At 56.9% G+C, this 14809-nt stretch carries 13 protein-coding genes; 5 read left to right on the top strand and 8 right to left on the bottom strand.

Translation table 11 applies throughout. From position 1 onward, the window contains the following. Positions 1–70: 70 nt before the first annotated feature. The 5 genes from HY010_09060 (at position 71) to HY010_09040 (ending at position 6574) form a co-directional block, all read left to right on the top strand. Positions 71–385, top strand: a complete 315-nt coding sequence (locus HY010_09060; GenBank protein MBI3475869.1) for a hypothetical protein — start codon at positions 71–73, stop codon at positions 383–385. After that, on the top strand, positions 382–984 hold the full coding sequence (locus HY010_09055; protein ID MBI3475868.1) for a hypothetical protein: 603 nt from the start codon (positions 382–384) through the stop codon (positions 982–984). The genes HY010_09060 and HY010_09055 overlap by 4 nt, the downstream gene beginning before the upstream one ends. Before the next feature lie 138 nt (positions 985–1122). Then, complete coding sequence (locus HY010_09050; GenBank protein MBI3475867.1) at positions 1123–2250, top strand: efflux RND transporter periplasmic adaptor subunit; 1128 nt, start codon at positions 1123–1125, stop codon at positions 2248–2250. Further along, positions 2251–5334 (top strand): efflux RND transporter permease subunit, encoded by a 3084-nt coding sequence (locus HY010_09045; GenBank protein MBI3475866.1) that lies wholly within the window; start codon positions 2251–2253, stop codon positions 5332–5334. A gap of 214 nt (positions 5335–5548) precedes the next feature. After that, entirely contained in the window at positions 5549–6574 is a 1026-nt protein-coding gene (locus HY010_09040) for a VWA domain-containing protein (GenBank protein MBI3475865.1), read from the top strand. 90 nt (positions 6575–6664) lie between these two features. Here the strand turns inward: HY010_09040 and HY010_09035 are convergent, their stop codons facing one another. From HY010_09035 to HY010_09000, 8 genes are all read right to left on the bottom strand, one after another. After that, a complete protein-coding gene (locus HY010_09035; GenBank protein MBI3475864.1) occupies positions 6665–7003 on the bottom strand; it encodes a P-II family nitrogen regulator in 339 nt (112 codons plus the stop codon). Between the two features lie 79 nt (positions 7004–7082). Further along, positions 7083–8705: an ammonium transporter gene (locus HY010_09030; protein ID MBI3475863.1), complete on the bottom strand. Its 1623-nt coding sequence runs from the start codon at positions 8703–8705 to the stop codon at positions 7083–7085. Then, positions 8680–8958, bottom strand: coding sequence for a hypothetical protein (locus tag HY010_09025; protein ID MBI3475862.1), 279 nt, complete (start codon positions 8956–8958; stop codon positions 8680–8682). The genes HY010_09030 and HY010_09025 overlap by 26 nt, the downstream gene beginning before the upstream one ends. Positions 8959–9146: 188 nt before the next feature. Then, entirely contained in the window at positions 9147–10475 is a 1329-nt protein-coding gene (locus tag HY010_09020; protein ID MBI3475861.1) for an outer membrane beta-barrel protein, read from the bottom strand. Positions 10476–10936: 461 nt separating this feature from the next. Continuing rightward, a complete protein-coding gene (locus HY010_09015; GenBank protein MBI3475860.1) occupies positions 10937–12037 on the bottom strand; it encodes an ABC transporter permease in 1101 nt (366 codons plus the stop codon). Beyond that, the gene (locus HY010_09010; protein ID MBI3475859.1) at positions 12034–12987 is read right to left on the bottom strand and encodes an ABC transporter ATP-binding protein; all 954 of its coding nucleotides are present in this window, start codon (positions 12985–12987) and stop codon (positions 12034–12036) included. The genes HY010_09015 and HY010_09010 overlap by 4 nt, the downstream gene beginning before the upstream one ends. Next, positions 12984–13841, bottom strand: coding sequence for an ABC transporter permease (locus tag HY010_09005; GenBank protein MBI3475858.1), 858 nt, complete (start codon positions 13839–13841; stop codon positions 12984–12986). Before HY010_09005 ends, HY010_09010 begins: the two co-directional genes overlap by 4 nt. Then, on the bottom strand, positions 13841–14794 hold the full coding sequence (locus HY010_09000; GenBank protein ID MBI3475857.1) for an ABC transporter ATP-binding protein: 954 nt from the start codon (positions 14792–14794) through the stop codon (positions 13841–13843). Before HY010_09000 ends, HY010_09005 begins: the two co-directional genes overlap by 1 nt. Positions 14795–14809: the final 15 nt, after the last annotated feature.

The raw sequence follows: 14809 nt of genomic DNA, 5'->3' as shown, positions 1-14809 counted from the left end.
TTCGCTTACGTCCACTTAAATCTCTGTCAACGTGGCCCGCGTATTGCAACTGTCGAAGTGTTCTCGCGCAATGCTGAAAATCTCAACCATCAATAAACCTTCCGAGCGCCGGTTGCTCGTGGAGGGGAAACTCATTCAACCATGGGTCGGCGAACTGAGCCGGACATGGCGGGACGCGAATGCGCATCTTGACGGACGCAAACTCGTCATCGATCTGACGAATGCGACCGTGATCGGGCGCGAGGGAGAGGATGAACTCCTGAAGTTGATGAGAGAAGGTGCGAAGTTCTCTTGTTGCGGAGTGCTCACCCGGTACGTATTGAAACAGCTGTCCCACAAGTGTCGCGGGCATTTTGCAGTCAAAGCGAAGCAACCGGTCGAGTGAAAGCACCAATTCCCAAGGGAGGCATGATGACACTGGCGTTGCAATCCTCCAGAGTTTCGGCGACACCCTACGCGATAGGGAGCGATTTTTGCCGGATCTTCAATACACAGATGAGCGGGCTATACCAGTTGTCCTTTTTGCTTACGGCCAATCCGACTATCGCCGAACAATGCTTTGTTTCCGGCCTGGAGGATTGCGCGGGCGCGAATCGGATATTTAAGGAATGGGCCGCGTCCTGGGCGCGCCGTGCGATTGTCCAGAATGCGATCCGGCTGATTCAACCGAACCAGCAACAAAATGTCCCAGTAGCGCCGAGTTCCCCGGAAAACGGACCGGAGGCATCTAGCTCTCCCTCACTCCTCAGTGGAGTGTTCCAGCTGACTGTATTCGAGAGGTTTGTGTTTGTTATGTCTGTGCTGGAGCGGCACTCCGACCAGGACTGCAAAACGCTACTGCGATGTTCCCGGCGGGACATTGTGCGGGCGCGAGCGCATGCACTTTTGAAAATGGCGTCGTTTGGCGGCAACCAGGAGCATGGGGCTACTCCTGTTGCAGTCGACCTCCTCACAGCACCACGCTTGTTGGCGCAGACGGCTTGATTCAGATATCCGCAGACGGGCGCAAAAAAGCGATTGTTACAACTCAAGAAGATATTGGGTCTTTGTCGATTTGATGGATGTCTATTCGACGAGTAGGTAGATGACAGTAATTCTCGCAGTCGATCTCAAGAGGTAATTATGGCAAGAAGAATGATCCTGACGGTGGCGGTGATGTTGGTTCTGATCACAGCCCTTGGCTTCGTCAAATTCAAGCAAGTTCAGACAGCGATCGCAGCTGGCTCCTCCTTTCAACCGCCCCCGACCGCTGTAACAAGCCTGGTTGCCAGCCAGGAGCAATGGGCTGGATCTTTGAGCATGATCGGTACTGTCGAAGCCGTCCACGGGGTCACGGTTAGTGCTGATCTCCCGGGAATCGTCGACAAAATCACGTTCGAATCCGGCCAGGCCGTTCACCAGGGAGATGTGCTGGTCGAATTGGACACACGTCAGGAACACGCGCAGCTCGCTTCTCTCGAGGCGCAGCGCGAACTGGCGAAAGTCAATTACGACAGAATGGACGGTCTGGTAAAGGCCGGCGTCATCTCGCGAATGGAGTATGACCAGGCAACCGCACAGCAAAAATCGACGATCGCCAACGTAGCGGAAATCCGCGCCACGATCGCGCGCAAGACGATCCGCGCACCTTTCTCAGGCGTTCTCGGCATTCGCAAGGTGAATCTTGGCCAGTATCTCGCTGGTGGCGGGGCAATTGTTCCTCTGCAATCGCTGAATCCAATTTATGTAAACTTCGGCGTTCCGCAACAATCCGCCAGCCAGATTCGGGCGGGACGCACTCTGCGTGTCACGACCGAAGATATTGCCGGTCAGGCGTTCCTTGGCCGTGTCACTGCAGTGGATTCGGTGGTCGACGAAACAACCCGCAACATCCAGGTGCAGGCTACGCTTTCGAATCCTGACGGCAAGCTGAAACCGGGAATGTTCGTCCAAATAGAAGTGGCGTTGGGCGCGCCGCAACCGGTGATTGCGTTACCGACCTCCGCGATCAGCTATGCGCCCTACGGCGACTCGGTTTATGTCATCACCGACTTGAAAGATCCAAAAGGTCAGACCTACCGCGGCGTGCGTCAGCAGTTCGTGAAAGTCGGGGCATCCCGCGGCGATCAGGTCGCAGTCATTTCGGGCATCAAGGCCGGAGACGAAGTGGTGACCTCGGGCGTGTTCAAGCTTCGCAATGGCGCTGCCGTTCTGGTCAACAACAAGGTTCAACCTGGAAACAATCCGGCTCCCAAGCCTGAGGACAGCTAAATGAAGTTCACCGATCTTTTTGTTAAGCGGCCGGTCCTGGCGATTGTCGTAAACCTGGTGATCGTGATTGCCGGGCTCCAGGCCATTCGTTCGCTGAGCGTTCGTCAGTACCCGCGCAGCGACATCGCCGTGGTGCAGGTGACGACCGTGTACGTTGGCGCGAACGCGGACCTGGTTCGCGGATTCATCACGACGCCCTTGGAGCGCGTGATCGCGAGCGCCGACGGTATCGACTACATGGAGTCGTCGAGCGCGCAGAGCTTGAGCACGATCACCGTGCATCTGAAGCTCAACTACGACACGAACGCCGCGCTGACGCAGATCCAGGCAAAGCTGGCGCAGGTGCGCAATGATCTGCCGCCGGAGTCGCAGGCGCCCGTGATCGACCTGCAAACTGCGGATAACCAGTTTGCCGCGATGTATCTCGGCTTTTCGTCCGCAAGTTTGGACCAAAATCAGATTACCGACTATCTGACGCGCGTCGTGCAGCCCAAGCTGAGCGCGGTCAGCGGCGTCCAGCGCGCCGACATTCTCGGCGATCGCACGTTTGCGATGCGAATCTGGCTGAAGCCCGACAAGATGGCAGCACTCGGCATTTCCGCTTCTGCGGTGCGCGACGCGCTGTCGAAAAACAACCACCTGTCTGCACTCGGTCAAACAAAGGGATCGATGGTGTCGGTGAACCTTATCGCCAACACTGATCTGCGGACGGCAGATGAGTTCCGCCAACTCGTCGTTAAGGAAGACAAAGGAGTCGTCGTCCGACTCGGCGAAATTGCCGACGTCGTCCTGGGCGCACAGAATTACGAGCAAGACGTTCGCTTCAACGGAGAAACCGCGACGTTCATGGGCGTCTGGGTCCTGCCCACGGCAAACTCGCTGGATGTGATCAAGAAAGTCCGAGCGACATTGCCGGAGATCGAGGCGCAATTGCCTCCGGGCATGAAGGTCGGCGTTCCTTACGATTCGACTGCCTACATTCAGGACGCCATCGACGAAGTGCTCAGCACTCTCACTGAGACGTTACTGATTGTGGTTGTTGTCATCTTCCTGTTCCTCGGATCGTTCCGGTCGGTTCTGATTCCGGTGATCGCCATTCCGATTTCGTTGATTGGCGCGGTCTTCTTAATGCTGGTGGCAGGCTTCACCATCAACCTGCTGACGCTCCTAGCGATCGTGCTCTCGGTCGGGTTGGTTGTCGACGACGCGATCGTGATCGTCGAAAACGTCGAGCGCCATCTGCAGATGGGCAAGACGTCGATACAAGCGGCCAAAGATGCGGCCCGCGAATTAGTTGGACCGATTATTGCGATGACCATTACGCTGGCGGCGGTATACGCACCAGTCGGAATTCAGGGCGGCCTGACGGGAGCTCTCTTCCGGGAGTTCGCGTTCACGCTGGCGGGAGCGGTGATTGTGTCGGGCATCGTCGCCCTGACTTTGTCACCCATGATGGGGTCCAAGCTGCTCCGAGCCGGCGACAACAACCGTGGCTTCGCGGGCATGATCAATCGCCACTTCGAGATAGTACGCAATGCCTATTCCCGAACTCTCGCTGGAACACTGCAATATCGCCCCGTCGTTCTCGTGGTTTGGGCGATTGTGGTTGTGCTGATCGTTCCCTTCTACATGTTCTCGCAGCGCGAGTTGGCGCCTGCTGAAGACCAAGGTGTAGTTTTCGGAGTGATCCAGGGATCCGCAAACTCGACGATCGATCAGACGAACTTGTTCACGCAGCAGGTCTATGACGTGTACCACTCGTTCCCTGAAAGCGCGAGTGTTTTCCAGATCACATCTCCGACCGGCGGGTTCGGCGGCATGGTCACTAAGCCGTGGAGCCAGCGCACCAAGACTGCGCAACAACTGCTGGTACAGTCCGTTGGGCCGTTGTCGAAAATTCCCGGGATACGGGTGATCCCCCTGACGCCGCCTCCGCTACCCGGCGGTGGAAACTACCCGGTTGAATTCGTGATTACTTCGGCGATGGAACCAAGACAGCTCGACGCCTTTGCGAAACAGCTCGTGCAAAAAGCGTTCGCCAGTGGCCTGTTTATTTTTGCCGACGCCGACTTGAAGTTCGACCAGCCCCAGGCCGAGGTCGTCTTTGATCGCGACAAGCTCCGATCGCAGGGAGTCGACCTGACCCAGGCAGGGCAGGATCTATCGACCATGCTGGGTGGCGACTACGTAAACCGGTTCAGCATTCAGGGCCGGAGCTACAAGGTGATCCCGCAGATCAAGCGCGCGGAACGCCTGACTCCGGATCAGCTCTCGAAGATCTACGTCAAGGGATCCGCGGACAAGCTCGTACCGCTGTCCACGTTCGCTACGGTTAAGACCACTACCGAACCAAGAGAACTGAAGAAATTTCAGCAACTCAACGCCGTGACCATTCAAGGCGTGATCCCGCCGAACGTACCTCTCGACAAGGCGCTAGGATTCCTGGAATCGGAAGCCAAGACGATCCTGCCACAAGGTTTCACGGTTGATTACGCAGGCGAGTCACGCCAGCTTCGTGTGGAAGGCAGCAAGTTCCTCGGAACGTTCCTGTTATCCGCCGTGCTGATCTATCTCGTTCTGGCCGCACAATTCGAGAGCTTCCGCGATCCGTTCATCATTCTGGTTGGCTCCGTGCCTCTCGCAATTTCTGGTGCGTTGATGTTCTCTTTCCTGGGACTCACCACGCTCAATATTTACAGTCAGGTCGGCCTGATCACGCTGGTGGGATTGGTGTCGAAGAATGGCATCCTGATTGTGGAGTTTGCCAATCACCTGCAGGAGACCGGTCTAAGCAAGCTGTCGGCAGTCATTGAAGCGGCCAGCACCAGGCTAAGGCCGATTCTGATGACAACAGCCGCCACGGTGATCGGTCACTTCCCGCTCGTCCTCGCGAAGGGCCCGGGAGCCGGAGCGAGAAATAGCATCGGTATCATGCTGGTCAGCGGCATGATCATCGGGACTCTATTCACGCTGTTCGTGGTGCCGTCGATCTATGTACTCGTAGCTCGGACGCACGTCGCGGAGTCAAAAAAGGAATCTGCGATGGAAGACCTGTTGCCGGAGGCGGCTGAAACGGCAGCGTAGCAAAACCTGCCGCCGAGAGGAGCACTGAAGGGATTGACAACCTTCACCTCCTCTCGGCAGCCCAGGGTAAAGACTCCGACGCACCGGCGTATCTCCTACAGTACCGATTCCCTGCTGGTGAGCATCTTGAGTCGTGACGTGCCTATCGCATAGGTATAGCGTTATTCTGGAGTACGATTATGCCCAGAAGAGTCTGATGGTCAATGTAGGGGCCATGTCGTCCTCAATTGCACGTCAACCGGACATTTTCCATCCATTCAAAATCTCTATCCGCAGCACCCTGCAACGTTTTCTGTTTTTCTCGGTTGCGCTACTCGCTGTCCCCATTTGTGTGGTTGGACAAATCGGAATCAATGAAGCACACGTCCTTCCGAGTTCCGACTCCACTGCCCGGCTTCCCAAAGAGCACGCCCTCCGGGCCGACGTCGACCTCGTGATGGTCAACGTCACCGTACTCGATCACGCTGATCGCGCAATCACCGGACTGGCCGCGTCGAATTTTGCGGTCATAGACGACAAGCATCCTCAAGTCATCAAATACGTTTCCAGCGTCGACGAACCGATATCGTGGGTAGTGGTTCTGGATGCGAGCGGGAGTATGGCCGGGAATATCCAGAAAGCCCGAAACGCTTTTGCTGATCTTGTCGATACGTCCAATCCACTCGATGATTTCGGGATGATCGTAGTGGGTGACACGCCTCGCATCGCGTTGCAGTTTGGCGATTCCACCGATGACATCCGGCGGGTCACGGGACCACTCGAACCGAACGGAGCAACCGCGCTCTGGGATGGCATGGTCCTGGGCATCGAGGAACTGAAGAAAGCACATCATCAGAGAAAAGCAATGGTGGTGATATCCGACGGTGGTGACAATCACAGCCGGCATAGCGAGTCGGAGTTGAAAGCGCTGCTGAAAGAAGCCGATGTGCAGGTGTATGCCATCGGCATATTCAACCGATATGCAACCCGGCACGAGGAAAGAGTCGGTCCCCTCCAACTTGATGAGGTCACATCGATCACGGGAGGGCGAGTTTTTTCGGTACACGACTCGACGGACCTCTCCCGCTCCGTCAATCAAATCAGCCTGGAACTGCGCAATCAATACGTGCTTGGTTATTACCCGAGCAATCGAAGTCGAGATGGCAAGTGGCGGAAGGTGAAAATTCATTTCATGGGGCCGCCGCCTGAAAGTAAAGTCCGGATCTACGCGCGGAAGGGCTATTACGGACCGGCCGAATGAATTGCCTGCTTCCGTGACCTGGCCTCAAGAGTTGCAAAAATGCGAGGACGCGCGACCTGGAGCGTCCCCGCTCCCCATAAGACACTGGCACTACAACGCCGCCACACCGCGTTCCTGATTGCGGATGCGGATCACTTCGTCCACTTTCGACAGAAAGATCTTGCCGTCGCCGATCTTCCCGGTGGAAGCGTTCTGGATTATGGCGTCGACCGCGCCGTCCGCCAGTTTGTCTTCGAGGACGAGTTCGATCTTGATTTTTGGCAAAAGATCGACATCATATTCACGTCCACGGTACTTCTCGGTGTGGCCTTTTTGTCGGCCGTGCCCGCGAACCTCGGAGACTGTCATGCCCTCGACACCAATTTCCATCAGGGCTTCCTTTACGGTCTCGAATCGATTGGGCTGAATGATTGCTTCAATTTTGATCATGCTTGCCTCCATGGCATAAGAAGATGGCCACCAGCCCCGGAGCATCTGCTCCGGGATCCGGTGGGACTCATTCGCGGGCTTACGATACCGCCTTGTCGAGAATGACACGCGGAGCAGTCGCCACTGCGCGCTCCGGTTCCGCTTGCATGTGCGTCACTCCGGCAGGCGAGCCCAGTGCTGAAATCACGTACTCCGGATACGCCGGGATGCCGTGCTCGTGCAAGTCCAGCCCGTAGAGTTCGCCTTCCGCCGACACGCGGAGCGTTCCGGTGGCGTTCACGGCGTACATCACGGCCAACGCGACCGAGAATGTTGTTGCCGTAACGATCAGGCTGCCGATCGCCTGTGCTTCCAGCAAGCGAAAGCCGCCGCCGTAGAAGAGTCCCGTGAGCGGTGCGGAGTTGTCGGGCGCAAGGGGCCCGGTGGCTCCATACTTGCCGCATGCGAACAGTCCCAGGGACACTGTTCCCCAGATGCCGCAGATGCCGTGAACCGGCACCGCGCCGATGGGGTCATCGATGCGCAGCCACTCCAACAGTTCGACGCCAGCGACCACGACTACTCCCGCGACGCCGCCGAGCAGGATCGCTCCTGTTGGACTTACCCAATAGCAAGGACAGGTAATCGCAACCAATCCTGCCAGGAATCCGTTGACGGTGAAACTGACGTCCCACTTCTTGGCCATGGTGTACGCATAAGCCATGGCGGTTAACCCGGCAGCGCAAGCCGCGAGTGTAGTGTTCGCCGCTACGCGTCCAATACCTTCAAAGTCCATGGCGGAAAGCGTGCTGCCAGGGTTGAAGCCATACCAACCGAACCACAGAAGCAGTCCGCCAGACGCCGCAATCGTCAAATCGTGAGGCAGCATGGGACCACCGCCGTCGCGCTTGAACTTCCGACCGAGACGCGGACCGAGCACGATCGCTCCGGCCAACGCAATGAATCCACCGATCGTATGGACGACGGTCGATCCCGCGAAATCGTGGAAACTAGTCCCAAGGCCGGGCAGGAAGTGCCCCTCACTGCCCATGAGTGCGAGGAAGCCGTCTGGTCCCCACGCCCAGTGCCCGACGATTGGATAGATGAAGCCAGAGACGGCAACGCTGTAGAGCAAATCGCCGACGAAGCCGGTGCGGCCAATCATGGCGCCAGAGGTGATGGTCGAGCAGGTGTCGGCGAAAGCAAACTGGAATAGCCAGAAGGCGAGAAACGCGACGCCGCTGGCTTCATACGTGGCAGGCGCGTCACGGAGGAAGAACCAGTGATATCCGATGAAGCCGTTGCCATGGCTGAACATGAAGGCGAAGCCGAATGCGAAGAACAGCAGGCCGCACAGGCATGTGTCAACAATGCACTCCATCAGTACGTTGACGGTCTCGCGGGATCGGCAGAAGCCGGCCTCCAGCATGGTGAATCCAACCTGCATGCCGAATACGAGAAAGGCCGCAATGAGCGTCCAAACCGTGTTGAGTGGATTGATGACGTCAGCCGCCTTCACTTCGGCATCTGCGGCTCGCACAACGGTGAAGAACAGTCCAGAGGTGACCGTGATGATGAGGAGCACGGCAATCACACCCAGAGCCTTGCCGGCGAGTAGGAGTTTTCCGTATCTGCGCCACTCGCTGTCTTTCAGGCGAGTGCGGAGACGAACAAACTTTTCTGACATTGAAAGTCTGCTAGCGTTGAGTGTTCGGCCTGACATTCGTGTTCTCCTTGTCGGGGAAGCTAAATCGCCTCCGCAGTGTGTAAGTCGATTTACAAAGCTTGGGATACTCGCTAACTCTTACCGGTGCTCCAGGCAATCCGCCTGCCGCAAACATCAGGATCCCCATTGCACCGAGGATGATCAGGACCGCGGACAGTGGCCCCGTGTCCAGTTCCGTGAGTCCTGCGAAAAGGCTGGCACCAGCTGCGAGCGCTAATGCGACACTCCATGCCACGCGCATGCTGTTCATCGGGATCTCCGATGCCGGCAGACAATTCCCTGATGTCCGGCGAACGGCGCGAGGAACTCGTGGGGGGCGGCGAGGGTGCTAGCACCAGGGGACTGGGATTGAACCCAAGCCGCCGATCCCCATTGAACGGACGGCAGTTTCACCGGCTGTCCAAAGTCATAATGTCTTGTTCGTGCAGTGCGCATTCTCTATTTGCCCTCTCGGCTGTCAAAGGTGAATACCAACCCAGCAGTCAGCGTATTTTGCGCAGTGACTGGGTTCTCACCTTTCAGGAAGGCAGGCCGATTCGACATGTCGCGACGAAATTCAAACCGGCTGATGATGTGGTGCGCCACCACCCGTTCCAGGGTCGTCGTGAACTCGTTGAAATGCTGCGCCGTTCCGGTCGTAAAGCCGTCGTGGTCGTCGTAATACTCGTAGCGGGCGACGAACGCCGAGCTGCTCGTGAATGCGTACTTCACATATCCAGCGACGCCGGTCCAGTAGACGGGATTCGAGAGTCCACCTTCGCCCTCGTCGATCCTGTCGCCGCGTCCGTAGTCGCCGTTGACCACGAACGACAGCCTGCTATTCGGTGAATAGGTGACGACGGTGTCGCTCAGCTGCCGCCAGCTGGTGTTGATGCTGTTTTGCTCGGGGCCCGCCATGTAGTTCTGGACGACTCCGAACTTCCTGTTCGGATTCCAGGCAAAACTCATGCCGTAGGTTTTTCCGGTGTTGTTATCGACCACGTTGTTCCAGCCGTTGACGAAAAATCCGGTCAGCGAGTATTTGTCGTTGAACGAGTATTTCGCCCGCGCTCCGAAGTGGTAGTACGGAATGGCGTACGAGAACAAAATGCCGCGGGAGTAATTCCAATTATCCTTCGTCTCAATCACCTCGGCGCCATGAGGAGTAACAAACTTCCCGACATCGATTTGCAACCCCTTACCGACCGGCGCGAGATAAGAGAAGTAGGCTTCCTTCAAGTACTGGTCGAAGCCCAGTCCAGCCTGTGGTTCAGAGCCGTTGACGGCATTCATCGCTTGTCCGAATCCAAAAGCGAGGTGGTAGCCGGTGCGGCTGTTCGAGACGTCGGGCGCCTTGTCCACGACTAGTTCCACCAGATTTAGTCCGAACTGGTTCGTAGCTCCGTCGAAGAAACGCAATCCATTGGTGCGCCCCGAGGGATTGTTAAAGTTCTGGCCGTAGTAGATATCTACGAAGCCGCTCACGGAGGTGGGGCCGAGCAGACCTGCCAGAGAAGGTGCAGGCGTAGCCGGTGGCGCGGCGGCGGGCGTGCTGCTGACCAGACCATTTTGGGGAACCTCGGCGGCAGTAACCACCGGCTTGTCGGAACTCTTGAGCGTAGTCACTTCAGCGCGCAGTTCCTTGACCTGCTGTTCGAGTTCTTCCATGTGTTTCAGGATTGCCTCATTTGTTGGTGCCGCCGTGCTGGCCTGGTCCTGCGCATAGCCCGCAGACAGCAATAGACTCACGATCGCGATTACAGCCCCTGTACAGGAGCGACCTCTCATATGGTTGCCGCTTTCTCCCCTGGTGCATGCATCGAACGACCGAGCGCGTCCGTTGCCAGCACGCCGACAGTACCGACCTGCAACTGCGCAGTCCAACGCATAGTTTTTGTGACGCTCATCGTTTTTTCAGTTGAGAAAATAAAGTTATGAGGTCGATAAGGAATTGCGACTACTCTCAGCACGTCGGAGGGAGTTAGTGCAAGTTAGGAAGGAATGCGACAGACAACATCGATCTCCTTTAAGTAATGCGGTCAGCAGAAGAGGACGAAGTAGTTGTGATTCGCGGGATCAGAGCACGGCTGATCGGCTGTTTCTAGCCGATCGCCTCCACATCATTCTCCGTGGCTTGCCAGAAGCGATTCGGCGCATCGATATTTTCCATGACTTCGGCATGGGAGTTTGAAGTCGAGGGCTATCGGCAGGGGGTTCGTATCCATTCGAATAGGAAGGCAGGCGCGGAACTATTCCGTCGTGTAATTGATTTCCATGCGCCTGACCTGACGACTCGAAACATAGAGCGCCAATAATGCCACGCCCACCACACCTAACACCGCGACGGGCGCGGATACAAGATCGGAGTTCGAGATCAGCAGCGCCAGCAGGGGGGGCATTCCGGGCGGAGTGGGAATCTCCACCGGGCAAAGCGATTTGAGGTAATAGATGACGCTGAACTGCTTGAGCAATGATGGCAAAAATGGATTGATCCCTTCCCAGATCAAGATCGCCGCCGCCGGCAGGATTGGATTCCTGAACAGCATTCCTGCAACCAGAAAAAAAGCTCCATAGCCGATGCATGCCAGCACGGTCACTCCAAGATACGCTGCCGCATGCTCAAGTCCATGATTGTGGTACAGGTAAAGGTCGCGCACGTTCGGCGGAAAGTGCCAGAGGAATGCAATCGTCTGCAGGATCTCGCTCGTCACAAAGATCGCACAGGTGGCCAGAAGTCCGGCGAGAAACTTCCCCACCATCAGGACGTCGCGGCGCATCGGAGCGAGAAAATAGAAATGAAGGCTTCGGTCGAGGATCTCGCCGCGGAACAGGTTCATGAATATTCCCAGGCAACCAAAGAACACTGCGAGCCGCAGGAAGAAGAACTGAAAAACTCCCGCGTACATCACCGCGTCCTGCCCCGGATCGTTCCCCTCGCGAACGCTGATGCCCTCAACCTTCCCATCCGCCAGTTCCAGGAACAGATCGTTCTGCCCGTCAGAGTAGTGGTAGCTCTCGCGTAGAACGTCGCCAGGTTTGCCGGCATCTGTCTCGCGCGGTTCCTTCCACTGAAACTTGATCGGCGGTCTCCCGAGGATTGCCATCACCTCCTGCTTTGCCATGCCGGACTTAATTGCCAGCAATTCCTGATAGGTCAGCGTTTTTTCACCCTGCCGCGCGACCCGGGCACTTGCATTTTGCTGGCTGGAAGTGCCGACGGCGTATGCCACGAAGAGCAGAATCGGGAGGGCCGCAAGCACATAGATCCAGAGGCCGCGTCGTGCAAAAAACGTTTTCCTCAACTCCAGACGGATCACTGCCCTGATTTGCGCTAACCAGAGATTCGTCATCGGACGACCTCTTCGTTTCCGATCAGGTACTCGTAGACGGAAAGCACATCGTCATCAGCCGGGGCAACGGATTCGATCTCGATCCCGTTCAATGCGATCTCATTCAGCGCCAGATAAAACTGGTCAGCATCTCGCGTTTTCAGCAGCAGACCGCGCTCGTCTTTATGGATGGCAATCTCAATCGTGTGCTGGCTCTCCATCATTTTGGCGGCTAGTTCGCGCGGCCGATTGCAACGGATCAAGATCTGCGTCGGATGTTCCTGAATCTCGTTGCGTACGCTGTGAATCTGGCCCTCCGCGACCACGTAGCCGTTGCTCAAGAGGATGACCTGGTCCGAAATGACATCGACTTCGTGCAGAATGTGGCTGGAGATGATCACATAGCAGCCGTCCGCCGCCGATGCCCGGAACAACGCGATCATCTCCGATCGAGCCAGCGGGTCCAGTCCGTTCAGCGGTTCATCCAGCACCAGCACCCTCGGTTCGTGTGACAGAGCCTGCGCTAACCGAATTCGCTGCCGCATTCCCTTGCTGTAGGCAGCGACGTTGCGCGCTGCTGCGTCAACCAGGTTCACACGCTCAATGGCTCGCCAGGCAAGCTCTTCCGCGCTGCGCGTATCTCTGCCTGCCAGGCGCAAGTAAGAGTACACAAACTGAAATCCTGTCAGCCCCTTGGGAAAGGCGTCGAATTGCGTGCTATAACCCACAACCTTAAATAGGTTCTCGGGATCGTCCGTGTCCAGTCCTAGAACTCGAATCTGCCCGCGGGACGGTCGCACCAGCCCCGTCATGAGGTTCATCAGCGTGGTCTTGCCAGATCCGTTCGGACCTACCAGGCTCGTGATACCAGGTGGAATCGAGAGATTCACGCGATTCACTCCCAGGATCTCCCCATAGAACTTCGACACATCTTCGAAAACGATGCGATCGTGCACTTGAGCGGTGCTCATCGGACTACCTCGTAGGCGCGCACTTTGCGCATCAGCAAGCCGAGGCACACTGCACAGTAGATGAGCAACGCAATCCACGCCTGCGCCACCGAGAATTCGGTTCCGTTATCCACCTGGAACAGAGACTTCCAAACCGTTCCCATCAAGTACGCTACATTGAAAAAATGGCCCGCATTGGTCCGCATCACTGCGTTGATCGCCTGCGCGAAGCCCGCCCCGAAAAACAGGAATGCCAGCAGCAGAGCGCCGGCGACAATCCTCCACTTCACCCACGCCGAGAGGGCCATCGCCAGGAGAGACAGAATCGCAATCCAGATGAGTGAAGAAAGAATCAGGCTGCCCGCAATCCACAAGTGACTCCAGGTCCAGCCGGCGCCGGCGAGACTCCCCTGCACTGCGAACAAAATCAGTCCCGGTATCCACGTGATTTGTGAAAGCAGGATCGCCAGCACCGAGGATTTTCCGAGCACATACTCCGCGCGGGAAAATGGGCGGCAGAAGTACAGCGGCAGTGCGCCATTGGCGAGGTCCGGCGAAATCAGGCCCGGCCCGGCGAATGCGGTCACCAGGAACGCCAGCACACCCTGCACATTCATGAAGTAGAAGAAGAATTTGTTGTCGATCGCAATCAACTGGCTCGCTGCGCCTAGCTTTTCAAGAAAGCTCAGGTTATGAGCAAGATAAATCGAGAGCAGACACACGGTCGGGAAGAAGAAACAAGCCACAAACAATCCGGTTTGAAATTTCGACCGAAACAGGCTTCGCCGGGAATACCGGAAGAAGACGAGAAATCGCGACCATGCTGGAGTGAGCGATCCCGTGTACGCTGTGTAAGTGCGTCGATAGACCGCCATTAATTCTCCATGGCCTTGAGGAAAATATCCTCAAGCGTGTCGCGCCGGCAATTGAGCCGCCGGATGCGCACCTGGCGTTCCGCCGCCAGCCGGTAGATGTCGCGAGTCTCCACGCCATCCGCCAGAATCATCTTCATGCGATTGGACGTCACCGCGCACTCGCACCCGAGCTTTTCGATCGCGGCAGTGAAGTCACCATTGGCGCCGTAAATCTCCAGTTCCAGGAAACGCTTGTTGGACTGGCGCTCTACGTTGAGATCCGAGTAGTGGGCGATGCGCCCCTGTTTCAGGATCAGCACCTCGTCGCAGGTATCCTCGACATCGCGCAGCAGGTGGGAACACAAAATAATGCGCAGTTCTTGGCCGTCTCGAATTTCGCGGATCATGCGGATCATGCGCTGCCGCGCCGAAGGATCAAGGCCGTTCGTGGGCTCATCGAGGATCAACAACTTTGGTCCGTGCACGATCGCCTGGGCCAACTTCGCCAGTTGCTTCATGCCCAGCGAGTAGGTCCCCACCTCGCGGTAACGCGCTTCGGCAAGGCCAACATAGAACAAAGCCTCGTGGGCGCGTTCCAGCGCCACAGGCGCGGGCAGACCCGAGAGTTCTCCCATCATCTGGACGAACGATACCGCACTCATTTTCGAAATGAACGCGTCGTTCTCCGGCATGTATCCAACCAGGCTGCGGATTTTTGCTGTTTCGGTCCTGATGTCGTAGCCGAATACTCGCGCGGAACCAGCAGACGCTTTGTAGAAACCGAGGAGAGTATTGATCAGTGTAGATTTGCCCGCGCCATTTGGACCCAGCAGCCCGATCGCGCGTCCCCGGAGCGAAGTGGTCAGGCCATTCAGGATCTGGCGGCTTCCGAACTTCACCGAAAGTCCCTGCAGTTCGACCAGAGGTGTCGATGAAGCAGCAGGCGGCGTTTGATTCCCTTCGCCGTCTGCCACTTCGGTTTGTGTCGT

This window comes from Acidobacteriota bacterium (assembly GCA_016196065.1).
Lineage (GTDB): Bacteria > Acidobacteriota > Terriglobia > Terriglobales > Acidobacteriaceae > Acidiflorens.
Note: the sequence above shows the minus strand (reverse complement) of the source record. Positions and strands in the feature narration are given on the sequence as shown.

Bases quoted from the DNA above. Each gene is read 5' to 3' on its own strand.
- HY010_09060 (MBI3475869.1), top strand. From the start codon at position 71: ATGCTGAAAATCTCAACCATCAATAAACCTTCCGAGCGCCGGTTGCTC.
- HY010_09050 (MBI3475867.1), top strand. From the start codon at position 1,123: ATGGCAAGAAGAATGATCCTGACGGTGGCGGTGATGTTGGTTCTGATC.
- HY010_09045 (MBI3475866.1), top strand. From the start codon at position 2,251: ATGAAGTTCACCGATCTTTTTGTTAAGCGGCCGGTCCTGGCGATTGTC.
- HY010_09040 (MBI3475865.1), top strand. From the start codon at position 5,549: ATGTCGTCCTCAATTGCACGTCAACCGGACATTTTCCATCCATTCAAA.
- HY010_09035 (MBI3475864.1), bottom strand. From the start codon at position 7,003: ATGATCAAAATTGAAGCAATCATTCAGCCCAATCGATTCGAGACCGTA.
- HY010_09030 (MBI3475863.1), bottom strand. From the start codon at position 8,705: ATGTCAGGCCGAACACTCAACGCTAGCAGACTTTCAATGTCAGAAAAG.
- HY010_09025 (MBI3475862.1), bottom strand. From the start codon at position 8,958: ATGAACAGCATGCGCGTGGCATGGAGTGTCGCATTAGCGCTCGCAGCT.
- HY010_09020 (MBI3475861.1), bottom strand. From the start codon at position 10,475: ATGAGAGGTCGCTCCTGTACAGGGGCTGTAATCGCGATCGTGAGTCTA.
- HY010_09015 (MBI3475860.1), bottom strand. From the start codon at position 12,037: ATGACGAATCTCTGGTTAGCGCAAATCAGGGCAGTGATCCGTCTGGAG.
- HY010_09010 (MBI3475859.1), bottom strand. From the start codon at position 12,987: ATGAGCACCGCTCAAGTGCACGATCGCATCGTTTTCGAAGATGTGTCG.
- HY010_09005 (MBI3475858.1), bottom strand. From the start codon at position 13,841: ATGGCGGTCTATCGACGCACTTACACAGCGTACACGGGATCGCTCACT.